This window comes from Enterobacter chengduensis (genome assembly GCF_001984825.2).
Classification (GTDB): domain Bacteria; phylum Pseudomonadota; class Gammaproteobacteria; order Enterobacterales; family Enterobacteriaceae; genus Enterobacter; species Enterobacter chengduensis.
The window spans coordinates 4,733,865-4,756,790 of the sequence record NZ_CP043318.1; the positions used below are offsets into that span (position 1 = coordinate 4,733,865).

A 22,926-nucleotide genomic window follows, 5' to 3' on the forward strand; every position below is an offset into this window, starting at 1 on the left:
TGACTGAAGGGCCAGACGTTATATGTACCAGGTTTTTCTGGGAAAAATCTCCTCGCTGAGCGCCAGCCGCTGGGCTGAAGCGCTTTCCCGACACGCGCCGGAAGGCAATCAGCGCGCGCGCTGGCTGGCGGGACGCGGGTTGCTTTCGCGTCTGCTGGCCCCGGCGTCGCTCCCGGAGATTATCCACAACGAACAGGGGAAGCCCCTTTTTGCCGGCGACTATCCGCTGTGGTTTAGCCTTAGCCACTCGGATGATGACATTGCGTTAATTATCAGTGATGAAGGCAACGTGGGCTGTTCCCTGGAGCGTATTCGCCCGCAGGATAACTGGCACACGCTCGCCAATGCCGTCTTCAGCGGCGGCGAGCATGAAGAGCTGGAAAAGGAAACGCCAGAGCGCCAGCTTACGGCATTCTGGCGCATCTGGACGCGGAAGGAAGCGATCGTTAAGCAGTGCGGCGGCCATGCCTGGCAAATGGTGAGCATTGACAGTACCGCCAGCGCGTTTCACTCGGTCAGCCACTGCCGAATAGACTCGCTGAGTCTTGCGGTCTGTACCGCGACGCCCTTCGAGCTCAGCGCCGGGCTGATCCACTCTGCTGACGACGTGCTGGTCGAAAAATCGTCAACACGCCCAGAATAATAAATCCGACCCCCACCAGCCCGTGCCATGAGAAGCGCTCCTCCCAGCCCGGCAGCAGGATCGCGGCACCCCACACCAGGATGTAGCTGAGGCTCAGCAAGGCATACGCTTTGCTGAGCGCCATGCGATGCAGCGCCAGATACCAGCAGCCCATAGAGGCCACATACCCCATCAGCCCCAGCAGCAGCGCGCCGGTGCCGGATGAGAAGTGCCACAGCGCGGAAATAAGCGCCAGAACATCGCTGACGGGCGGCAGTGCCTGCATGGCATCGCGCAGCAACAGCTGCGCCGCGCTGACTAACAGCACGCTGCATAACGCCCAGAATGCCCCTTTCACAGGCTCCCTCCCAGAACAACAATCCCAATGATGATCAACCCGACCCCCAGCCAGTGATGCGACGCGACGTTTTCACGCCAGAATACCTTCGCCGCCAGCGTCACCCAGACAAAATTCAGGCTCAGCATGGGGTAAGCAATGCCGACGGGCAGGCGTTGCAGCACCACCAGCCAGACCAGCATGCCGCAGCCCAGCGCCAGCAGCGCCAGGCCAAGCCACAGCGCGATATGCACGCCGCGCCGCCCGGCTTTCGCCGGACGGGTAGCCTGCTTCTGGCACAGCTGCCCCGCGCAGGTGAGCAGGCTTGCGAGTACCAGCCAGATCCAGGTCATCACTTCGGCAGATACTGCAGGTAGGCCAGACGACCCTGGATATAGACGCTGTCCGGCTCTGGCAGATTTTCGCGCGCGATATCGTCTTGTTTTGACAACAGAATCACCAGCGATATGCGCCCCTGCTGGCGATGCGCCGCCAGCCACTGCGCGAAGTCATCTTTATCAACATAACGATCTTTCGCATCGGGATAATCCAGCCCGTAGCGCAGCTCGCCGCTCTGATCGAACATCGTGATGTCATTGCGCTTCAGCTCCCACGCCAGGCCTGCGGCCACGCCCACGTTATTGGCCAGCACAAACCGGCTGTCCTGCAGCGGCTCGCGCACGGTGTCGACCAGCGACTGCGGCTGTTTGGAATCCACCACCAGGTTAGGAATGGCAAAACCAATCAGCAACGCCAGACCCGCTGGGCAGAGCGCCGCCAGCCACCAGCGCTGATGGCTCTGCCTGAGCGTAAACCAGCCTACCGCCGCCCAGACGAGGAACGCGACCACCGCGCAGAACACTTTATACAGTTCCACCGAGGTCCAGACGGGATGCTTAGACAATCCCCACGGCGAGACCACCAGCGCCGCCACCACGCCGATAGCGCCAAACGCCAGGTTAATCCCGCCGTTAATGCGTAACGCTCTGGCGCCTTTTTCCGCCGCGAGGCAGGCATAGCGCGCCATCAGGATAGCCAGCGGGGCAAAGCACGGCAGGATATAGGTCGGCAGCTTGCCCTTAGCGATGCTGAAGAACAGCAGCGGCATCACCACCCAGCCCAGCAGATAGAACCCGCCCCCCGCGCTTTGTCTGTCATTCCAGCCCAGACGAATCGCGCCGGGCAGCAGCGCAAGCCACGGCAGGCTGCCCGCAATCAGGAACGGCACGTAGTACCAGAACGGGGCCTTGTGCTGCGCGTCGCTCTGGGCGAAACGCTGAATATGCTCAACCCAGAAGAAGTAGCGCCAGAAGTCAGGCTCACGCTGCGCAATGGCCAGCCCCCACGGCAGAACAATCAGCACGCAGCTCAGGATCGCGAGCCAGCCAAAAATCAGCACCTCTTTCCAGCGCCTCTGGGCGATGACCCACGGCAGCACGCCAATTACCGGTACCGCCAGCGCCAGGAAGCCTTTGGTCATCACCCCCATTCCGCAGGCCAGCCCGAGCAGCACATAGCCACCCGCTTTTCCGGCCACGGTTTGCGCCTGTGAGGCCAGCCAGAAGCTGCACATCGCCGCCACCAGCCACAGGGTGATGATGGGATCCAGCACCGCATACGTGCCGATGCCATACACCAGGAACAGCGTCAGGAAGATAAGACCGGAGAAAATGGCTACCCGCTTATCCCGCCAGAGACGCCAGGCCATCCAGATCACCAGCAGCGCCGCGACCCCGGTGGAGAAAATGGACCCGGCGCGCACGGCAAGATTCGTGTGCCCGAATAGCATCTGCCCGATGCTGTTGATCCAGTAGCCGGCTATAGGTTTTTCAAAGTAACGCAGCCCCAGAAAATGCGGGACAACCCAGTCTCCTGAGGCCAGCATTTCGCGGCTGATTTCCGCATAGCGGGTTTCATCAGGCTGCCAAAGCAGGCGGACATCGACGGGAATGAGGTAGTAAACGATAAACAGTGCGAGAAGCGCTAAGCCATAACGGGCTGTTTTCATGGGACCGAACTCACGGTTTGTTGATAGCCAAGCCAGCCTTCCCGGCCAGCCAGTTCATTACGGACGACTTTGCCCACCGGCAGGGTGCTGAGGTCGCCTGGCAGCAGCTCGCTCAACGGGCAGAATTCGATGCCCTCTTTCGCGGCCATCGTCAGCAGCTCGTCGAAATCATGCTGATACGCAATCCCCTCCACTTCGGCATGGATGGTATACACCGGCGTACCGGCGTCACGATGGATCCGGTCCAGAATGAAGCGATTGAACTCATCCGCCTTCACCTCGCGCCCGACCACCTCATCCCAGGTGGGAAGCGTGACCGGAATTTGCACCGTACCGTAGCGATTTTCGCCTAACAGCGGCAAAAAGGGCCCGGTTCCGCGGCAATCGCTGTTGTAGCGAAACGCGAAGGCCTCTTTGGCCTTCACGACGCGCTGATCCGCACGCCACCCCGCCACGGCGGAGCAGCGCACGGGCTGGCCGATAATGGCCTCCAGCTCCAGCATTCCACGCTCGACCTCACGGGACAGGCGCGGGATATCCCACACGCCCGCCCAGGCCTGCCAGGCATGGTGATCCCAGGCGTGCAGACCGACCTCATGATGCTGCGCCGCCTCACGGATAACGGCTTCATTACCCGCGCCGATGCGTCTGCCGGGCCAGGCGGTGCCGGCCAGCAGAATATCCCAGCCGTAGAGGGATGCTGCGCGCGAGCGCAGCATTTTGAACAGAAATGCCGGTTTAATCAGACGCCATAAATGGCGTCCCATGTTGTCAGGCCCCACGCTGAAGAAAATGCTTGAACGCACGCCGTGCTTGTTCAGCAGTTCCAGCAGTTTGGGTACGCCGTCACGCGTTCCCCTGAAGGTATCGACATCAATGCGTAAACCGACTTTTTTCATGAGGCCTGTTCCGACAGCTCCACGGTGCGCAGGAAGAAATCGAGCGTCTCATCAATGGTTAGCTCCATCTTCACCGTCGGCGTCCAGTTCAGGCAGCGCTTCGCGTTGCGAATGCTTGGCTTACGGTGCTCAACGTCCTGATAGCCTTTACCGTAGTAGCTGCTGCTTTCCACTTCGCGGAAACCGGCAAACGGCGGGAACTTATCGCGCAGCGGATGGCGCTCAAAGCTGGCCAGCAGCATCTCGGCCAGCTCGCGAATGCTCGCTTCGTTGTCCGGGTTACCGATGTTGATGATTTCACCGTTGCAGCGGTTATCCTTGTTTTCGATGATGCGGAACAGCGCTTCGATACCGTCGCTGATATCGGTGAAGCAGCGCTTCTGCTTGCCGCCTTCGATAAGCTTAATCGGCGAGCCTTCGACCAGGTTCAGGATCAGCTGGGTGATCGCACGGGAGCTGCCGATACGCGCCGCGTTCAGGTTATCCAGACGCGGGCCCATCCAGTTGAACGGACGGAACAGGGTAAAGCGCAGGCCCTCTTTCTCACCGTAGGCCCAAATCACGCGGTCCAGCAGCTGTTTGGAAACGGAGTAAATCCAGCGCTGTTTGTTGATCGGCCCGACCACCAGGTTGGAGGTGTCTTCATCGAAGTTCTTATCGGTACACATGCCGTACACTTCAGAGGTGGACGGGAAGATGATGCGCTTGTCGTATTTCACGCAGTCGCGGATGATCTTCAGGTTCTCTTCGAAGTCCAGCTCGAACACGCGCAGCGGGTTACGGGTGTACTCGATTGGCGTGGCAATGGCGACCAGCGGCAGCACCACGTCGCATTTCTTAATGTGGTATTCAATCCACTCGGAATGGATGCTGATGTCCCCTTCCACGAAGTGGAAGCGCGGGTTGTCGAGGAAGCGGCTGATGGCATCGGAGCCGATATCCAGCCCGTAAATTTCGTAGTTATCGTCCTTAAGCAGACGTTCGGTCAGGTGGTTACCGATAAAGCCGTTCACGCCGAGGATCAGCACGCGGGTGCGGCGTTTGATGGCAACCACCGGTGCGCTGGTGATCAGCGCCCCGGCCACCAGGCCCAGAGACTGCGCCAGCTGTGTGCCCTGAACGTACAGGCCGTTGTCGGTTTGTCCGGTAACGATCTCCAGCGCCTGCTCGCCGCAGCTCACAACCAGCGGGGAGACGGAGACGACGGTGCCCGGCTTCGCGGCAGGAATGTCGTCACGCACGCGGGATTTCCAGACGATGAATTTGCTTACGCCCGCAAAGCTGTAGGCGCCCGGCCACGGATCGGTTACGGCGCGCACCAGGTTGTGCAGCTGGCGAGCCGGTTTGTTCCAGTCCAGACGACCATCTTCCGGCGCGCGGCGGCCAAAGCAGCTTGCCTTGCTCTCGTCCTGTGCGGTTTCGTTGAAGGTGCCGTTAAGGATGGCGGGAAGGGCATCACGCAGCAGCGTCTGTGCCGTCGCGTTCAGCTTCTGATGCAGCTGCAGCGCGGTTTCGTCCGCATCAATAGCGACCTTCTGCTGTGCCACGATAGCGCCCGCATCCGCACGATGCACCATGCGGTGCAGCGTCACGCCGGTTTCCGTTTCACCGTTCACCAGCACCCAGTTCAGCGGGGCGCGGCCACGGTAGGCAGGCAGCAGAGAACCGTGAAGATTAAAGGCGCCTTTTGCGGCCAGGCCTAAGATCTCGTCAGAGAGCAGGTTGCGATAGTAGAACGAGAAAATCACGTCAGGCGCGAGGGCGCGGATGCGATCTACCCACAGCGGGTGGTTAACGTCGTCCGGCGCATAGACCGGGATCCCGCGCTCGGCGGCGATGCGCGCCACGGAGCCGAAAAAGTTATTCTCTCCAGCCGTGTCCGGATGGGTAAAGATTGCCGCAATGTCATAGCCCGCTTCCAGCAGGGCCAGCGTGCCCGTGCACCCCATATCGTGATACGCAAATACAACAGCTTTCATGGGTGAATTTCCTCTTGAGATGCTTTGTGTTCCTGACGGACAACACGTTGAATAAAGTAGCGCGGACGCGCACGAACGTCGTTATAGATACGGCCAATGTATTCACCGAGAAGGCCCATCCCGACAAACTGGGCGCCGATGAACATAAACAGCACGGCAAAGAGCATGAAGACCCCTTCCGCCGCCCACTGCGGGCCAAAGACCAGGCGCAGTACCACCAGCAGGACAGAAATCGCAAAGCCCGCCAGCGCAATGATGCTGCCGAAAACGCTCAGCAGACGCAGCGGCGTGGTGGTCAGGCAGGTGATGAGGTCGTACATCAGGTTGATGAGACGCATAAAGCTGTACTTCGATTCCCCGTGCTCGCGCTCGGCGTGCAGAACCGGAATTTCCGTTGCCTTACGGGCAAAGGTATTCGCCAGAATCGGAATGAAGGTGCTGCGCTCGTGGCAATGGAGCATGGCGTCGACAATATGGCGGCGGTAAGCGCGCAGCATGCAGCCGTAGTCGCCCATCGCTTTACCGGTCGTGCGCTGGATAAGACGGTTGATGGTACGCGAGGCCAGCTTGCGGAACAGGCTGTCCTGACGGTTCTGACGTACCGTGCCGACCACGTCGTAGCCTTCGTCGGCTTTGGCCACCAGGCGCGGGATCTCTTCCGGCGGGTTTTGCAGGTCAGCGTCCAGGGTGATGATGAGATCGCCCGTGACGTGGCTGAACCCCGCCATGATTGCCGAGTGCTGGCCGTAGTTGCGGTTGAGCAGCACGGCAACAATGTGGCTGCCTTCGGCCTGCGCGGCCTCGGTCAGCATCAGCGCGGAATTATCGCTACTGCCATCGTCCACCAGCAGAATTTCGTAAGCCTTGCCCATCGTGTCGCAGGCGGCCGTTGTGCGGCGGATCAGTTCGGGCAGGCTCTCCTGCTCGTTATAAACCGGGATGACCACGGATACTTTTTGTACAGGCGGTGCACTGAACATATCAATGTCCTGCAAGCTGATGGAGTGCGGTAATGACGCGGGTTGTGTCGTCATGAGTCATGTCCGGGAACAGAGGGAGAGAACAAATACGCGCGCTATTCCATTCAGAATTCGGGAGCGATACATCAGGAAAACGCTCGCGGTAGTATTTTTGGGTGTGGGCCGCGCGGAAGTGGAGACCGGTACCGATGCCTTTCTCCTTCAGCGCCGCCATCAGGTTGTCGCGTGAGATCCCGCAGCGCGCTTCGTCAACGCGAATAATAAACAGGTGCCAGGCGTGCACGTGCGGCCATGACGGAATGGTCAGCGGCTGGAACGGCGTATCGGCAAGCTCACGCAAATAGCGTTGTGCTATTTCCTCACGGCGCCTGTTGGCCTCTTTCAGTTTGCCTAACTGCACCAGCGCCAGCGCGGCGTTGATATCTGCCAGGTTGTATTTATAACCGGGAGTAATGACTTCCGCCTGCGGCGCACGCCCGTGCGTCTGGCGGTCATAGGCGTCTACCCCCAGGCCATGGAATTTCAGACTGCGGATCCGCTGCGCCAGCTGCGCGTTATCGGTGACCACCAGGCCGCCTTCCGCGCAGGTCATATTTTTAATGGCGTGGAAGGAGAAAATCGCCGTCCCTTTCCAGCCCACATGGCGGTTCTTGTAGTACGTTCCCGCGGCGTGGGCCGCATCTTCAATCACCGGAATACCGTGACGTTCACCAATGGCATGAATAGCGTCGATGTCACACGGCGCACCGGCATAATGAACGGGGATAATGGCTTTGGTACGCGGGGTAATGGCGGCTTCAACGGCTTCTGGGGTCACCATTAAGGTGTCTTTGTCCACATCAATCATGACCGGCGTGGCGCCCAGCAACACGATCATATTCAGCGTGGAGACCCAGGTCTGGGAAGGCGTAATGACTTCATCGCCCGGGCCAATATCCAGCGCCATCAGCGTGACGTGCATGCCTGCGGTGGCGGAACAGACGGCAATCGCATGCTGATTCCCGGTAAGTTGACAGAATGCCTCTTCGAGTTCCTGATTCTTAGGCCCAGTGGTGATCCAGCCCGACATCAAAACGTCCTGAAGCGCCGCAATTTCCTCAGCGCCCATCGACGGCCGCGAAAAAGGCAGAAAATCACTCATTATTAATTTCCTTGCAATAAAAATGGCACGTTTTTGATATTAACCAAATGACAGTTCGATTATTTCAACGAACCATAAACTCATATCAAAGTAGCTCTCTTTCCTTAGGGAAAAATTAAGACAACGTTTGCAACGTTATAAGACAACTAGCAGATAGTTTAAAAACAACAAGTTAAATTAATATTAAATATTTTTAGTGTGATCTTCAGCAACATTTTGAAATGAATTCATTTAAACCAACCCTCAACAAACAAAAAAAATCCCGGCTATTTCAAAATAATATGAAATAGCCGGGAACTTTTGTTTTTAGTTAATTGTCGCGCTTATTACAGGTTATCTGGAAAGTTTTTCGGTAATTCACTGGCCGCGCAGGCGATTACGCTTTCGTCATTTGCACCGCAGTCGCGTACAAAGGTGATGGTGGCAAATTCATCAATCACTTCCGTTGGATACGCCGGGCCTGCATCGCGATAGCTGTTCATCAGCGGAATATGATCGTTCTGGAAGCAGACGGTTTTTTCAGGGTTGTTCATGACCCAGCGCGGGAAGAAGATGGTGCCGTGGAACAGTTTGTCGCCCAGGTTCACAATCAGGCTCACGTCGGTGCCGGTTGGCTCGGTCCAGGAGATTTTATAGATGCTCTCCCCAACGCGAACGATGTACGCCTGCTGATCTTTCACCCAACGGTTTCCGACCAGGCCGCTGTGAATACGGTAGTCGAGGGTGTTTTCATTTTTGACGTAAATTTCGTAGTTCCAGCCGTTATCGTAGGTATATACCAGATGTTTGCCGACGAAGCCGCTTAAGTCATGTTTGTCGAAGTTGCTCATAATGTGTCTCCTTTGTTTTGATGAACGTATCGTACCCCTTCAAAAAATGAATTAATAACGCTATGTTTGAATCAAATTTATTCAAAAATTAGATAGGTTATGCACAAAACAACCCTTGAACAGTGGTCACTTTTGGAAAAAGTGGTCGAAGCCGGCAGTTTTGCCAAAGCGGCAGAACAGACGCACCGCAGCCAGTCTTCCGTCAGTTACAACCTCTCTTTGCTGCAGGAGCGCCTGGGCATTGCGCTGCTGGTGGTGGAAGGGAGACGGGCCGTCCTCACGCCCGCAGGAGAGTTCTTGCTGAATCAGGTGAAACCGCTGCTTAAGGCGTTCTCTTACGTTGAGACGCGCGCCGCGACGCTGCGCAGCGGCATGCGAACCCGAATCGATCTGATCGTAGACAGTATTTTTCCCCGCCGCAGGCTGTTTGCGATTTTAAGACAATTCCAGCAGCGGTATCCGCAAACCCAGGTGCATCTCACCGAGGTGCTGGAAAATAGCCGCGTGGACACCCTGAACGACGAAGCGGACGTGATGATACTAACCCGCCGCCAGGACATGACCGGGCTTGGCGAGTGGCTGATGAATATCGACTTTGTTGCCGTGGCCCATCACCAGCATCCCCTTTTTCATCTCGACGCGCCGCTAAATGATGAGATGCTTCGCCCGTGGCCGCTCATCCAGATTGCGGACAGCCAGCCCGCCGCGCCTGCGGCCGGCGAGTCGTGGACCTTCTCCACCATCGACGCCGCCATCGAGGCCGTTGTCTCTCAGGTCGGCTACGGCTGGCTGCCAGAGGAACGCATCCAGACGCTGCTGGATCAGGGCGTACTGAAACGCCTGCCGCTGAGCCACGGCGCACGCAGGGCAACGCCGCTCCATCTGATTGTGAAGCGGACCCTCGCCCCGCTTGATGAGCAGGTTGAGACGCTGCTGCGCCTTTTTAGCCAGGAGCCGCCATCTTCATCTGCTACGCTTTAAGGTTCGAACGTTAAAACGATAAGGAGCAGATGATGAAAATCGACTTTGCGGGGAAAGTGGCGCTGGTCACCGCCTCAACCGGCGGGATCGGGTTCGCCATTGCCAGAGGGCTGGCAGAAAGCGGTGCGGAAGTAATCGTCAATGGCCGCAGCACGGAATCGGTGAATAAAGGTATCCAGCAGCTGCAGCAGGTGGTGCCGGGCGTGCAGGTGCGGGCCGCGATTGCCGATCTCAGCACCCCTGAAGGGGTGGAGTCGCTTCTGAAGGTCGCGAATAACGTCGATATCCTGGTTAACAATGCCGGGATTTACGGTCCTCAGGATTTCTATGCCACCGACGATGAGACCTGGGAACGATACTGGCAGACCAACGTGATGTCCGGCGTGCGTCTTTCCCGCGCCCTGCTGCCGGGCATGGTGCAGAAAGGCTGGGGGCGCGTGGTGTTTATCTCCTCCGAGTCTGCCTGCAATATTCCGGCGGACATGATCCACTACGGCGTGACCAAAACGGCGCAGCTCTCGCTGGCGCGCGGCCTGGCGAAATTCGTGGCCGGCAGCGGCGTAACGGTCAACAGCGTATTACCGGGCCCGACGATGTCTGACGGTTTCGCAGAGATGATGAAAGATGAAGTCGAAAAAACCGGCAAATCGCTGGAGCAGCTGGCGAAAGAGTTTGTGATGGCCATCGCCCCAGCTCGGTTATCCAGCGCGCGGCCACGGTGGAAGAGGTCGCCAATATGGTGATTTATGTCTGTTCGCCGCAGGCCTCCGCCACCTCGGGCGCAGCGCTGCGCGTCGACGGTGGCGTGGTGGATGACATCATCTGATACTGTCAGGCCGCGCTGCCCGCGACCCGACGGGCGGTAATGTAATGCGCTTGCCAGTAATCATCAGTCAGGGTTGAGACCGTGACTCCCTGGCTGCTTGAGGCGTGAATAAACTGGCTATTGCCTATATAAACGCCGACGTGCTTGCGGTTTGGGCCCGTCTGGAAGAAGACCAGATCGCCGGCCTTCAGACGGTACTGCGCCACCTGCACGCCGCGATGGATCTGTTCACTCGTCGTGCGCGGCAAATTAAGGTGCGCCGCATCGGTGAACAGGTGCTGCATGAGCGCGGAGCAATCGACCCCGCGATGCGTGGTTCCGCCCCACTGGTACTGGGTGCCTTTCCACTTCTGGTATTGATCGAGGATACGCGAGCGCAGCGGGCCGGATTCCTGATGCACCAGCGCTGATTTCGCCGGCGATACTGCCAGCTCGCTGTTCATCGATAACATCGACGCTGGAAGTTGAAAACTCATTGCAGAAAACGATGCAAAACTTAACGTGAGGATTGAAAAAAGCGATCTAAGAGTCATATCAAGAAAGAAGTAGTGAGTGAGTTTTTCCTTACCTGTGGGGCCCAATGGTTCCCCTAAATATCGTGCGATGTGGCGATAATATAGACAGTTCGTTTTTTCACCAATTTTTATCGAGACCAAAATTGGACTCACTTTGAGATCGCAAGATCGAGAAAAAAATGGTGGTGTTATAAGGACTGTCCAGTTAAAGCAGGTAAACTGATCCGCAGAATGTGTATTTCAGCTAAGACGTATTTATGACCAATATGATTGCCGACGAGACGGTGGCAAAATCCAGCGTGCTCTCTGTCTTTGACTTTGATGGGACGTTAACGCACCACGACAGCTTTATCCCTTTCCTGCGCTTTGCCTTCGGGAAACGTTACTTCGCGGGTCGCCTGGTGCGTATGGCGCTGCCCACGCTCCACTGCGTGCGTCGCAAGCTGACGCGCGACGAGCTGAAGGAAGTGCTGATCAAAACGTTCCTGACGGGCGTGGACGAGCACTGGCTGCGCCAGCAGGCGGAAGCCTTTTGCGAAAAATACTGGAACAAGCTGATGCGCCCCGAAGGGGTTCTGGCGGTGGCGGCGGAGGTAAATTCCGGTGCGGAGGTGACCATCTGTTCCGCCTCCCCGGCGCTGGTGCTCCAGCCGTGGGCGGACAAACTGGGCATTAAGCTGATTGGCACGCAGCTGGAAGTGAAAGACGGCAAGCTGACGGGGCGCATCACGGGCAATAACTGCCGCTGCGCCCAGAAGGTGGCAAGGCTGGAAAAAGTGTATGGCGACCTGAACGCCTATCACCTGCGCGCCTGGGGGGATACCCGCGGCGACCACGAGCTGCTGGCGGCGGCGCAGGATCCGCACTGGCGGCACTTCCATCACCCGCGCAAGCGCCGGAATTCACCGATTAAGGGTTAGGTGTGGTCTGGTGCCCTCACCCCAGCCCTCTCCCACAGGGAGAGGGAGAAAGGCAAAGCATCAGGCCTCACGTTTCCCAGGGAACATCACGCTCGCAATAATCCCCAGCGCCAGCACGCCCAACACCACAAACAGGCTCGCCGTCGCGCCAATGCTGTACCCGTGATGCCAGAAGTGATCGGTCGCATTTAGCCCCAGCTTGAACGCCACGAAGAACAGCAGCAGCACCACGGCTTTCTCGAGGTGCACCAGATACTGCTTCAGCGCTTCCAGCACGAAGTAGAGCGTACGCAGGCCGAGAATGGCGAACATCATGGCGCTGTAGATAATCAACGGCTCGCGGCTCACGGCAATTATGGCCGGCACGGAGTCAAACGCGAACATCACGTCAGAGAGCTCGACTACGGCCACGCAAAGCAGCAGCGGCGTCGCATAGCGCTTCGCCTTCTTCACGCGGCCAACCATCACGTCCTGGTTTTCAGGCTTCTCAAGCTCCGCATCCACCTCTTTCTGCGTCAGAATAAAGGCGTTGCTGCTGATTTTCGGCCAGACCGGATAGAAGCGCTTCACCAGGCGATAGGCGAGATGACCGGAGTAATCTTCCACTTCGTCGCTCTCTTCATTGCGCCTGAGCATCATCACCGCCGTCCAGCCAACGACCAACGCGAAAATTACCTCAACGTACGGCCCCAGGCTTAACAGGCTGGTGCCGATAGCCACAAAGATGCCGCGGAAGACAATCGCCCCCAGCACGCCCCAGTAGAGCACGCGGTGGCGGTACTTATCCGGCACGCCGAACCAGGCGAAGATCGCCATCATCACAAACAGGTTATCGACGGAGAGCACCTCTTCCAGCGCATAGCCGGTGAGGAACAGGCTCGCCATCTCGGCGCCGTGGTGAACATACAGGAACCCGGCGAACGCCATCGCCATCATGACCCAGAACAGGGACCACATGGCGGCGCTTTTCAGCGAGATGGGCTTGTCGTGACGGTGCATAAAGAGGTCGATAAACATCGCCCCAACGGCCATCACCACAAAGACAACAACGGTTTCCGTCGGGAAACCGAGATGAGCAGCAGACATACAAAACCCTTTTGGCAGACTAAACACAACACCATGCAAACTGGCGAAAACCAGGAACAGAAAAGGGCGGGCCGTTAATCAGCCTCTTCGCCCTCAAAATCGCAGCCCTCTGGCCGCGCAACGAGGGGTACTTTACCTTACCAGAAGGGGATCGTGCATCTGCCGTTTAGGCGCTCATACCGCGCAAACGCTGCAGCACCGCCACCAGAACCGCCACGGACCAGCCCACCATCAACGCGCCCACCAGCCCTTCCACTCCGCCGATGAGCCGCCAGTCGTGGGGTAACGTGACGTCGCCGTACCCTACCGTCGCATAGCTCACCAGTGAAAAGTAGAAGCTGGTGTTCCAGTCATTAAACGCGTCGATGACAAAATAAAACGCAGCAAACAGTCCGGCTTCAAGGATATGGGCGAAAATCATCGAGATCACGATACCGACATTGCGTAGAACAATGCGTACCGCAGAATCGACTTCTAATTTAATGAATTTTAAAACGCCAAACATCCACAGCGAATGGATCACCACGGTGAGGGTAAGCAAAATAATAATACTGAGTAGCTGCATGGCGCGTGCTCGACCAAAAGGAATAAGGCCCCGCAAACGCGGCGGGGCACCAGGTCGAAGCTTAGTTGAACGGAGAGGAAAAGTTGGTGCAATAATTGCGCTGCGTGATTATTTCTCTGCTGTGTAGAGACATTAAAGTTGTATCCTTTAACCTGAAAAAGACTTTAAAGTTGTAAAGTTTTAAAAAAACACATACAAAACATGATGCTAAGTGTGTATCACACGCTGTTCCAACATTATGCCTTGATGTTCTTGCAGGAACTGCAATTTACAGGAGGAAAAAGGTGTTTTTGTAGTTATCTGGCGTTACGTGACAGTGTTGGTCAGATACTTCCACCTCTTCAGAGTTAAAGTTTGATATATGGGAAAAAAAACGCTCCCGGACGGGAGCGTAAGCCAGTGACTTCGGCGTCAAATGAGGGTCTAACAAGTGGAGCTGCGGGTTAATTCTGGGTGATCTGACTGCGATGCTTATCAGCCTGCTGCTGGTGAACAACGGAAGACTGACCATTATTCGCCTTCTCATGTACAGCTGCGGCCTTCTCATGCTCGCTCATTTCAGAAAATGACTTTGCTGTTTCGTTGGTAGCTCCGGGTTTAGCTTTCATCATTTTTTTATGCATTTCAGCCATGTCCTGGTGGGCAGCAGAATTGCTGTTTTGCATCATGTCATGGGACATTGCGGCCTGATCGTGACTGCTCATATCCATCATTGTCATGCTGTCTCCCTGAATTGCACTTTTTTCAGCAGATGACTGCATCTGGTGGGCAGGTGCCTGTGCATTATTTACCTGGTCATGCATGTTCATTGTCTCTGCAGCCATGGCAGATGAAGCGGCAGCCATAATGGCAACAAATGATACGAGAATCTTTTTCATGGTTGGGTCTCCGGTGTTTACATACCCAAACAATCAATGGCTTATAACAGAGAAAGCAGTTGATCTCAGGGCGGGTTAATCATCACTCCAGGAACCAGGTGATTGTGTTATCACGCTGCTCCTGATTTATGAATAATTATAAAAAACCGCCTCTGTTTATCGCGTGACTGAATGATGACAATTTTGTCACCTTCCAGGTTTCTCCTGAACAACGGGATTAATCCATTAACAGGCGCACTTTGAACACAATTTCACGCCCCTGCTGTTCTGCTGACAGCTCGCCGCCGTGAGCATGAATGATCGACCTTGTAATTGATAATCCCAGCCCCGCGCCTTCCGTGTTGTAGAACCTTGATGAGTCTGCGCGATAGAACCGGTCAAACAAACGTTCCAGATTAGCGGGAACCTGGCCGGACATCGTATTCGTAATCATCACGTTCACACAGTCACTGTCACGCTCAAGGTGTATCGCTGTACAGGTGTTATCGGGAGAATACTTGATTGCATTGGAAAGCAGGTTACTGAAAGCACGTCGGAGCATATCGCTGTCTCCGGCAACAACGCCCTCTCCTTCAACCGTGATTGTCTTTCCTGTTTCGTCTGCCAGGGGCTCGAACAACTCACGTAATTCATTCAGTTCGGCTGCCAGATCCACATCATGTTTATCCAGCCGCAGCAGACCATGCTCTGAACGTGCCAGAAAAAGCATGTCACTGGTCATTCGTGACAACCTTTTCAGTTCTTCCAGGTTAGCGAATAAAATTTCGCGGTAATGCGAAACATCCCTTTCCTTAGCCAGTGCAAACTGCGTCTGCATCATCAGATTACTGACTGGTGTGCGCAGCTCATGCGCGATGTCAGACGAGAAATCTGACAGTTTCCGGAATGCCCCCTCCAGGCGATCAAACATATTATTGAACTCCTGCATGGTCTCAGAGATTTCCGGCGGAGCCAGATCGGGATTTAGACGCTGATCCAGGCTGTGTACGGTCATGGAGGAAGCCAGACTGGTCATTTCCCGTAGCGGTTTCAGACCAATACGTGTGGTCAGCCAGCCCAGAAAAACAGAAATAAAGACCAGACCGATATTGAACCAGAACAGCCAGGTACTGAGTTTGTCCATAAACAGGGTGTGATACCCAGTATCCGTGGCAACCGTAATGATGACATGTTTGCTTTTACCCTGTTCCGGCGTCACGGCAACCCGCCGCGAGATACTGCGGTACACGGTGTTATTTTCTTCCGTCTGGATCATATAGTCGAGAATATCACCCGACTTATTAAGCAGGACCGCTGGAACAACAGAATTTTTGGCATAGAGTTCAACAATTTTTTCATTTTCCATGTTTTTTATAGAAATGAATAAGCCATTGTGCCCCACCATCGCATCGTTTATTTTTTCTGATAATGACTTAATATCCGTTTTGTTCCTGAACGTCTCTGTTTTAAGAAACTCTTCGGTGAGCTGAAGTTTACCTGTCAGAAAATCGCGGTCCTGATTATCGAAATAGCCATTAAGGGTGCTAATCAGGATAAAACTTGATAACCACCATACCGTAAGCATCACCGCAGAAAAAATCAGGCTCAGGCGTGTGGTCAGGGAAATTTTGAACCTCACTCTTCTCTGATCTCCAGGACATATCCGGCACCGCGAACGGTATGGATCAGTTTTGGCTCAAAGTCATCATCAATTTTACTTCTCAGACGTCTCACGGCGACATCAATCACATTCGTATCACTGTCAAAATTCATGTTCCAGACCAGGGACGAGATAAGACTCCTGGGTAACACTTCTCCGGTGCGTTGCAGCAGCAACTCAAGCAGAACGTATTCTTTACCGGTGAGATGGATCTTCTTCCCCGAACGGATCACGGTCCGGCGCACCATATCAACGGTCATATCGGCGATGGTGCAGACTGTTGCGGCCTGCGAGCGTGCCCGGCGCAGTAGGGTTCTTACACGTGCAACCAGCTCCGTAAAATCAAAGGGCTTAATCAGGTAGTCATCTGCGCCAAGCTCCAGTCCTTTCACTTTGTCCCGCACGTTGTCCTTTGCGGTTAAAAACAGGACCGGTTCTTCGTGCCCGGACTCCCTCAGTGCGCTGATGATTTGCCACCCGTCGAGGAAAGGCAGCATCACGTCCAGTATTATCAAATCATACTGTCCCTTCGACGCGGCCCCGAGACCATCGCGGCCATTATTAAAGAGATCGGCCTGATAGCCTTCCTCAACCAGTCCCTGCTGCAGGTAACGACCTGTTTTTTGTTCGTCTTCAACGATTAAAATACGCTGCATGGTCAACTCGCTGATATGAAAGTAAAAATCTCACGCATGAGCTTTGGCTGTCCCCTAGCTGACCTGAGACGGAGCAAGCATTCCGAGCCACGCTACGGCGCCCAGAATGATAATCGCAACAACGAATTCTGTCAGGATGCTGTTTCGCATCAGGGCAACGCTGCGATCATAATTCCCTTCCCTGACCATAACTTCAAGCCGGGGACCCAGGTGAAACCGGTTTGCTGCAGCCAGAAGAAGCATCAGAACAAACAGAGCCGTCTTGGCAAGCAATATCCTCCCCCAGGAACTGTTGAATAAGGGAGTTAAGTTACCCTCAGCAATATACAGATAGTTGACCAGCGCACTCAGGATCAGGGCTACAACAATCACCGTTCCTGCCGTGGCAAATTTTGCCAGGGAGTCAGATATCACAATGACGCTCTGTGCATTATGCTCGTTTCTGCGCATCAGCAGGATAGCAAATGCAACCAGAGCACCTGTCCAGGCACCTGCAGCGCCGAGATGGGTCAGATCGCTCAGTAAATGGAGATAGTAATGCAGACCGTCATGCATAACGGCGTGTCCTCCCCAGGCAAGTGTAGCCAGCGCCACGCCCCCACTCATCGTCATCAGCAGGCAGGACAATACTCTCTTATTAGTGTAAAGGAACAAAGCACCGAGTGTGGTAAACAGGGCACAGAGCCTGACAATCCAGCTAATACCCACATCAGTTTCTTCTATCACCATCTCGATAACATGGATGGATAATTCTCTGAGGTCAGTTACTCCACTCATGGCATTAGATACCAGGAGCATATTAATGCCAGTAAGAATGATGCCTGTAACAACAGCAAAAGTTATAAACGACCTGAAATTAGTCAGGTTATAGGTTTCATGTCTGACACCGCTTATTCCATATATCTGAAAAAATGGCAATCCAAATATTACCATCAAATCCAGATAAAGAAGAAAACGAATAACAATCATAATCAGGTCGTTCATAATATTACTTCACTGTAAAGGTGTAATTACCGGTAATAGGGTGCGTATCTGAAGAAACCGCGCGCCAGTCAACACGATAAGTGCCAGCGGGTAAAGGCTCTCGCGGAATAATGACCATCGATTTAGGGTCAGCGCCTGGCGCCACTTTTGCCGCGACCGGCATCGGAGAATGTGATGACATGCCTTTCATACCCGTCATCGTTAATTTTGCACCTGAGAATTTCACGGTCAGATTTTCCGAGAAATTAAGCTGAATCTTTTCCGGGGCCGCTACGGCTGAATCAGCCTGTGGCACAGAGCTTTTTAATTCCGGATGGGCCATAGCAGAGAAAGCAACGCCCATAACGAGGCCACCTGTAAGAATGGCTTTATTTAAAATCGACATTTTATTTACCTGTTTAGTTGAGTGTTTTATATCAGTGCGTTAAAACCAGATTCTGGCTCCCGCCAGGAATACTACCTGATGGTCTTTCTCACCTTCTCTTTTCGCCATATCGGATGTTTTCCCGTAAAGTTGATTCCAGGAAACGCCTATATAGGGTGCAAACTCACGGCGTATTTCATAGCGCAGCCGGAGCCCCAGCTCTGTGTCAGTCAGTCCCCTGCCGCGACCCCGCGATTCATCATCCTGACTGTAGAAATTCACCTCATAGGATGGCTGGAGTATGAGCCGGTTAGTCAGTAAAACGTCGTATTCTCCTCCCAGACGAAGGGCTGCTTTTCCGCCATTACTGACAAAACCCGTAATTTCAGACTCAAAATTATAGAGTGCCAGCCCCTGAAAACCGACAGCAGCCCAGGTCCGGGCAGAAGCAGGTCTGAAATCCTGCCTGACACCCGCAACCAAATCCCACCATGGGCCAACCGCATGTCCCCAGAGTAACTGCGCTTCAGCCGCCTCCGTTTCCCCATTGCTTCGTTCACCTTCACTCTTTAGCCAAATCCGATCTGTGTCGCCTCCAATCCAGCTGTTAACACTCCAGCTGAAATTGTTGGTGTTATCCGACCGTTGCCATTCCAGTTGATCCAGCAGAACCAGATAATTAATCGCACTGTCGTGAATCGCATGCCCCTGTAAATTGCCGAATGCAGCCTTCCGGTCGGCATCGGTAACAGGCGGAATTGGCGTTCTGCTCTCAGTTACAATGGGCTCCATTGACGTCATCTCAGTGAAATTCTCATCTGCTGGCATCTGCATGGCAGACATGTCGTGCCCGGCGTGGGGATCTGCAGAGACGGAGCCCGCCGCAATAGAAAGCTGTGAGGTAAACAAACCGGCGACCAGAACAGGTATGGCCTTCAAATTTCTCTTCATTCGCATCATTCCTCCACCCGGACTTCACGAAACATTCCCATTTCCATGTGATAGAGCAAATGGCAGTGATACGCCCAGCGGCCAAGCGCATCTGCTGTCACTCTGTAACTGCGTTTTGTACCAGGGGGAACATCTATTGTGTGTTTACGAACCATGAAATTACCGTTTTCATCTTCCAGATCGCTCCACATACCATGCAGGTGAATGGGGTGAGTCATCATGGTATCGTTGATCAGCGTGATCCTGAGCCGCTCACCGTATTTCAGCAGCACCGGTGCGGCATCTGAAAACTTGATTCCGTTAAATGACCAGGCAAACTTTTCCATGTGGCCGGTTAAATGCAGTTCTATGGTACGGCCAGGTTCACGTCCGTCAGGATCCTCAAAGCGGCTTTTCAAATCCGCGTACGTGAGAACCTTTCTTCCGTTATTTCGAAGACCAATACCCGGATCATTTAATTTCGGAGAGACGCTCATCGCCTGCATATCAACCAGTGGGTTATCCGTTTCTGACGCAGGATGACTTTGCATACCCGGCATTCCGGCCATCCGGGAATGATCCATACCGGCCATGCTGCTGTGATCCATGGGCGCGGAGGATGTCCCGCTATCCGGAAGGTCAGCACCGTCCATAGACATCATCTCTCCGCTGTTATCCATGCCTCCCATCTGGCTGTGGTCCATTCCTGCCATATCATGTCCCATTCCCCCCATACCCATATCTTCCATGGTCAACAGAGGACGGGGATCGAGGGGGGGAACGGCAGCACTTAACCCCTCTCTCGTGGCCAGTGTCCCTCGAGCGTAACCGGTCCTGTCCATGGATTGTGCGAAGATGGTATAGGCCTCACCCTGAGGCTCCACAATGACATCATAGGTTTCGGCAACGGCAATCCTGAATTCGTCAACGGTAACCGGGTTTACATACTGGCCATCTGCAGCCACGACCGTCATTTTCAGCCCGGGGATACGGATATCGAAATAGGTCATTGCCGAGCCGTTGATAAACCGTAAGCGTATCTTTTCACCGGGACGGAACAGTCCGGTCCAGTTTTTCAGCGGGGCCTGCCCGTTCATGAGATAGGTGTAGGTGTAGCCACTGACATCCGCGAGGTCAGTCGGATTCATTTTCATTTCAGCCCACATTTTCCGATCGGCAATGGTGGCTGACAGCCCCCTGGTATTCACGTCGCGGAAAAAAGAGCCAACGGTTGGTTTATTGAAATTGTAGTAATCCGACTGTTTTTTTAATTTTTTCAGCAGGCTGTGAGGATTTTCATCGGTCCAGTCAGACAACATGACCACATGCTCACGATCGTAAGTAAACGGTTCTGGCTCCCCGGCATCGATGATAATGGCACCGTATACCCCCTCCTGTTCCTGCAGACCGGAATGGCTGTGGTACCAGTAAGTCCCGTTCTGCTTAACCTTAAAGGTGTAAACGTAGGTATCATCAGGCTCTATGCCCATAAAACTCAGCCCCGGAACACCATCCATATTGGCCGGAAGAATAATGCCGTGCCAGTGAATGGACGTCTGTTCATTAAGACGGTTTTTGACCTTCAGGGTAATGGTGTCACCTTCTTTCCAGCGAAGAACGGGCCCCGGCAGGCCTCCATTGATTGTTTTGGCCTGACGCTCACTGCCCGTGATATTGACGGCCGTTTCACCAATGGTCAGGTCAAACTGAGTACCCTGCAGGGATGCGGCAACTGGCAGGCTCAGACTGGAACGCGCATTGAAACTCCATACGCCAAGACTTCCGGCTACGCCAGAGAGGGTTAACCCCTTCAGGAAAGTTCGTCGAGACGTTTTCAACAGCATGCGCATTCCCTTATTTAAAGTATGGTTACTGACAGAATTCGAGAACCGATTTAAATTAAATTACTGGTTCATCCACTTACAATGAAATGAATCTAGCACACCTTAAGAAACAAATTCATTACAATCGTGTAATGTACATAGCTGTATTACATTTACGTCATCTTCCCCACAGGTTGATTATTTTTATATATGATCATAAGGACATCTTTTATGTACCTCAGAAGGTAATTACACATGAATATATTAATCACGACCACTGCGTTTACAGCTTTATTTTGTGGGGCAGCTTTTGCTCAGTCCAGTGATATTGCCCATGAAGCACATCGATTTGTTAATAATGCCTCAGCCGTCAGTCATGTGAATTCCTCGACGCATGAAAACTTACCGGACAGGGTTAATAAAAACAACACGCCCTCATTCTCTGAAATGAATGAACATGAAAGGGCCATTGTTGCTCATTCATTTATGAACAACAGCGCGTCCTATGCGCATCAGAAAATGATTGAGGAACATAAAAAAATGCTGTCCGGCAGTGATGCAAATTCAAAGACCTCGTCTTCTTCTTTTAACGAACTGAATGCCGGAGAAAAAGCCGCTCTCGTGCATGAGCAGGTCAATAATGCCGGTGCGGAAGCACATCAGACGCAGGCAAGAAAGCTTCGCGGGCTGTATTCGACCAGGTAACTGCAGGCGGGTTAGTGCTTAGCGTCAGGTGCGCAGCAGGGCTTTACTGACGGGTTACGTAGCAGGACATGAGCCCCATATTGCTCTGCCGTAACCTGTTTCAGTCCCGTTAATCATCACCGTCGGGCTGGTCATACAGTTCCCAGAGCTTCAGGAGCAAACGGGAAACAAGATATGTTACAAAAATGACGACCATCAACGGTGCTCCCGATTAACTGACAGATGACACGCCTCCTGAAAACCCCTAGCATACGCCGCAGTGTTCATGCTAACGGCGAATTCCAGTAAATGTATTCTACCGATGTCGTAAAAGAAAATGCCTACCTTTCAGCCACCCGCTCGGGGCTGGAATCGAACGAGATCGCTACTCTTCAGCGCTCCTTGCCTTCCCGGTTTAATCTGCGGCATTTGAAAAAAAATGAATCATTAAAACTCGTACTGCAAAAGAAAGCGGGAAAATCACGTGTCGTGGCCTATAAATTTACGTCCGGTTCATTTAATTACACGGCGTATCGTATATCAGATAAAAAGTTCTATAACCTTTCCGATACTTCCGGGAAAGGCAGTCTCGATTATCCGTTACCGGCCACAGCAAGACTCAGTTCGCCTTTCAATCCTGCAAGACTTAACCCGGTATCGGGAAAAGTGAGTCCCCATAATGGCATTGATTATTCCATGCCCATGAACACGAAAATAGTCAGCGTCATCGACGGAAAAATCACCCGGGCCGAATACAACAGTACCATGGGATATTTTGTTGAAGTAACGGGAAAAGCCGGTGTTAAAACTCGCTATCTCCACCTCAATAAAATACTCGTTACTAAAGGGGCCAGGGTTACACGGGGAGGTGCTATTGCGTTATCCGGTAACAGCGGACGTTCATCCGGTCCTCATCTGCATTACGAGCTGGTCATCAATAACAACCCTGTTAACTCTCTGGCGTTCCGGGCAGCGGCACCCGCTGATAACAAACTCGAACAGCATGCCTTTGCGCATGCCAGAGACTACGAACGATACCTGGACTGATAACGGGACCGCGACGCGGCCCCGTCTGCCGGATTAATTTTTTTTATCGTTTTCACTTCCGTGATGTTGATGATCTCCATGCCCTCCGTGGCCGTGGAAAAGATGCATTAGCGGGCAGACCAGCAATAACAGATATGGCCAGTAACCTGCCACATGTGACCAGTGTTCGCGCAGGAGGGCAAATGCCGCGATCGCGGCGACAGCAATAAGCGCATAGGTGGTACTTTTCATA

The 22,926-nt window shown here is 53.9% G+C and carries 24 protein-coding genes and 1 pseudogene; 6 read left to right on the top strand and 19 right to left on the bottom strand.

Going from position 1 to position 22,926, the window contains the following annotated elements:
- Positions 1-22 precede the first annotated feature (22 nt).
- The gene (gene acpT / locus FY206_RS22965) at positions 23-643 is read left to right on the top strand and encodes a 4'-phosphopantetheinyl transferase AcpT (RefSeq protein ID WP_032644599.1); all 621 of its coding nucleotides are present in this window, start codon (positions 23-25) and stop codon (positions 641-643) included.
- Here the strand turns inward: acpT and arnF are convergent.
- The 8 genes from arnF to FY206_RS23005 all read right to left on the bottom strand — a co-directional run bounded on the left by arnF (position 576) and on the right by FY206_RS23005 (position 8,796).
- Positions 576-980 (bottom strand): 4-amino-4-deoxy-L-arabinose-phosphoundecaprenol flippase subunit ArnF, encoded by a 405-nt coding sequence (gene arnF, locus FY206_RS22970; protein ID WP_032644600.1) that lies wholly within the window; start codon positions 978-980, stop codon positions 576-578. The two genes, acpT and arnF, sit on opposite strands and share 68 nt — an antisense overlap.
- Positions 977-1,315 (bottom strand): 4-amino-4-deoxy-L-arabinose-phosphoundecaprenol flippase subunit ArnE, encoded by a 339-nt coding sequence (arnE, locus tag FY206_RS22975; RefSeq protein WP_077064399.1) that lies wholly within the window; start codon positions 1,313-1,315, stop codon positions 977-979. Before arnE ends, arnF begins: the two co-directional genes overlap by 4 nt.
- Positions 1,312-2,967, bottom strand: a complete 1,656-nt coding sequence (gene arnT, locus FY206_RS22980) for a lipid IV(A) 4-amino-4-deoxy-L-arabinosyltransferase (protein WP_032644602.1) — start codon at positions 2,965-2,967, stop codon at positions 1,312-1,314. The genes arnE and arnT overlap by 4 nt, the downstream gene beginning before the upstream one ends.
- Complete coding sequence (gene arnD, locus FY206_RS22985; protein ID WP_032644603.1) at positions 2,964-3,866, bottom strand: 4-deoxy-4-formamido-L-arabinose-phosphoundecaprenol deformylase; 903 nt, start codon at positions 3,864-3,866, stop codon at positions 2,964-2,966. Before arnD ends, arnT begins: the two co-directional genes overlap by 4 nt.
- Positions 3,863-5,845 carry a bifunctional UDP-4-amino-4-deoxy-L-arabinose formyltransferase/UDP-glucuronic acid oxidase ArnA gene (gene arnA / locus FY206_RS22990; protein WP_032644604.1) on the bottom strand — a complete coding sequence of 661 codons (1,983 nt, stop codon included), beginning with the start codon at positions 5,843-5,845 and terminating at the stop codon, positions 3,863-3,865. The genes arnD and arnA overlap by 4 nt, the downstream gene beginning before the upstream one ends.
- Positions 5,842-6,825 (bottom strand): undecaprenyl-phosphate 4-deoxy-4-formamido-L-arabinose transferase, encoded by a 984-nt coding sequence (arnC, locus tag FY206_RS22995; RefSeq protein WP_032644605.1) that lies wholly within the window; start codon positions 6,823-6,825, stop codon positions 5,842-5,844. The genes arnA and arnC overlap by 4 nt, the downstream gene beginning before the upstream one ends.
- Before the next feature lies 1 nt (position 6,826).
- The gene (arnB, locus tag FY206_RS23000; RefSeq protein ID WP_032644606.1) at positions 6,827-7,966 is read right to left on the bottom strand and encodes a UDP-4-amino-4-deoxy-L-arabinose aminotransferase; all 1,140 of its coding nucleotides are present in this window, start codon (positions 7,964-7,966) and stop codon (positions 6,827-6,829) included.
- A 326-nt stretch (positions 7,967-8,292) separates the two neighbouring features.
- A complete protein-coding gene (locus FY206_RS23005) occupies positions 8,293-8,796 on the bottom strand; it encodes a phenolic acid decarboxylase (protein WP_032644607.1) in 504 nt (167 codons plus the stop codon).
- Between the two features lie 99 nt (positions 8,797-8,895).
- Between FY206_RS23005 and FY206_RS23010 the strand changes: the two genes are divergently transcribed.
- Both FY206_RS23010 and FY206_RS23015 read left to right on the top strand, forming a co-directional pair.
- Complete coding sequence (locus tag FY206_RS23010; protein WP_032644608.1) at positions 8,896-9,777, top strand: LysR family transcriptional regulator; 882 nt, start codon at positions 8,896-8,898, stop codon at positions 9,775-9,777.
- Between the two features lie 32 nt (positions 9,778-9,809).
- Positions 9,810-10,603 (top strand): annotated as a pseudogene (locus tag FY206_RS23015) (SDR family NAD(P)-dependent oxidoreductase).
- Between the two features lie 5 nt (positions 10,604-10,608).
- Here the strand turns inward: FY206_RS23015 and FY206_RS23020 are convergent.
- A complete protein-coding gene (locus tag FY206_RS23020; RefSeq protein WP_229267861.1) occupies positions 10,609-11,079 on the bottom strand; it encodes an NlpC/P60 family protein in 471 nt (156 codons plus the stop codon).
- A gap of 296 nt (positions 11,080-11,375) precedes the next feature.
- Between FY206_RS23020 and FY206_RS23025 the strand changes: the two genes are divergently transcribed.
- Positions 11,376-12,038 (top strand): HAD family hydrolase, encoded by a 663-nt coding sequence (locus FY206_RS23025; protein ID WP_014885577.1) that lies wholly within the window; start codon positions 11,376-11,378, stop codon positions 12,036-12,038.
- Between the two features lie 60 nt (positions 12,039-12,098).
- On the opposite strand, the gene FY206_RS23030 is transcribed toward FY206_RS23025, so the two are convergent.
- The 9 genes from FY206_RS23030 to pcoA form a co-directional block, all read right to left on the bottom strand.
- A complete protein-coding gene (locus FY206_RS23030) occupies positions 12,099-13,124 on the bottom strand; it encodes a TerC/Alx family metal homeostasis membrane protein (RefSeq protein ID WP_008503109.1) in 1,026 nt (341 codons plus the stop codon).
- 166 nt (positions 13,125-13,290) lie between these two features.
- Complete coding sequence (locus FY206_RS23035; protein WP_032644611.1) at positions 13,291-13,689, bottom strand: potassium channel family protein; 399 nt, start codon at positions 13,687-13,689, stop codon at positions 13,291-13,293.
- A gap of 443 nt (positions 13,690-14,132) precedes the next feature.
- Positions 14,133-14,567 carry a copper resistance system metallochaperone PcoE gene (gene pcoE, locus FY206_RS23045; RefSeq protein WP_000723069.1) on the bottom strand — a complete coding sequence of 145 codons (435 nt, stop codon included), beginning with the start codon at positions 14,565-14,567 and terminating at the stop codon, positions 14,133-14,135.
- Between the two features lie 217 nt (positions 14,568-14,784).
- Positions 14,785-16,185 carry a copper resistance membrane spanning protein PcoS gene (pcoS, locus tag FY206_RS23050; RefSeq protein ID WP_001211180.1) on the bottom strand — a complete coding sequence of 467 codons (1,401 nt, stop codon included), beginning with the start codon at positions 16,183-16,185 and terminating at the stop codon, positions 14,785-14,787.
- Positions 16,182-16,862 carry a copper response regulator transcription factor PcoR gene (gene pcoR, locus FY206_RS23055; protein ID WP_001188930.1) on the bottom strand — a complete coding sequence of 227 codons (681 nt, stop codon included), beginning with the start codon at positions 16,860-16,862 and terminating at the stop codon, positions 16,182-16,184. The genes pcoS and pcoR overlap by 4 nt, the downstream gene beginning before the upstream one ends.
- 54 nt (positions 16,863-16,916) lie before the next feature.
- The gene (pcoD, locus tag FY206_RS23060; protein WP_229692861.1) at positions 16,917-17,795 is read right to left on the bottom strand and encodes a copper resistance inner membrane protein PcoD; all 879 of its coding nucleotides are present in this window, start codon (positions 17,793-17,795) and stop codon (positions 16,917-16,919) included.
- A 55-nt stretch (positions 17,796-17,850) separates the two neighbouring features.
- Positions 17,851-18,231 (bottom strand): copper resistance system metallochaperone PcoC, encoded by a 381-nt coding sequence (gene pcoC / locus FY206_RS23065; RefSeq protein ID WP_000025662.1) that lies wholly within the window; start codon positions 18,229-18,231, stop codon positions 17,851-17,853.
- A 39-nt stretch (positions 18,232-18,270) separates the two neighbouring features.
- A complete protein-coding gene (pcoB, locus tag FY206_RS23070; protein ID WP_001378118.1) occupies positions 18,271-19,161 on the bottom strand; it encodes a copper resistance outer membrane transporter PcoB in 891 nt (296 codons plus the stop codon).
- Positions 19,162-19,166: 5 nt separating this feature from the next.
- Positions 19,167-20,984, bottom strand: coding sequence for a multicopper oxidase PcoA (gene pcoA, locus FY206_RS23075; RefSeq protein WP_000925240.1), 1,818 nt, complete (start codon positions 20,982-20,984; stop codon positions 19,167-19,169).
- Positions 20,985-21,218: 234 nt separating this feature from the next.
- Here pcoA and FY206_RS23080 point away from each other — a divergent pair, with 234 nt between their 5' ends.
- Both FY206_RS23080 and FY206_RS23085 read left to right on the top strand, forming a co-directional pair.
- Positions 21,219-21,668, top strand: coding sequence for a copper resistance protein (locus FY206_RS23080; RefSeq protein ID WP_001023257.1), 450 nt, complete (start codon positions 21,219-21,221; stop codon positions 21,666-21,668).
- A 288-nt stretch (positions 21,669-21,956) separates the two neighbouring features.
- A complete protein-coding gene (locus tag FY206_RS23085) occupies positions 21,957-22,694 on the top strand; it encodes a peptidoglycan DD-metalloendopeptidase family protein (protein WP_000287501.1) in 738 nt (245 codons plus the stop codon).
- Positions 22,695-22,727: 33 nt separating this feature from the next.
- On the opposite strand, the gene FY206_RS23090 is transcribed toward FY206_RS23085, so the two are convergent.
- Positions 22,728-22,925, bottom strand: coding sequence for a DUF2933 domain-containing protein (locus FY206_RS23090; protein ID WP_000843494.1), 198 nt, complete (start codon positions 22,923-22,925; stop codon positions 22,728-22,730).
- Between the last annotated feature and the right edge of the window lies 1 nt (position 22,926).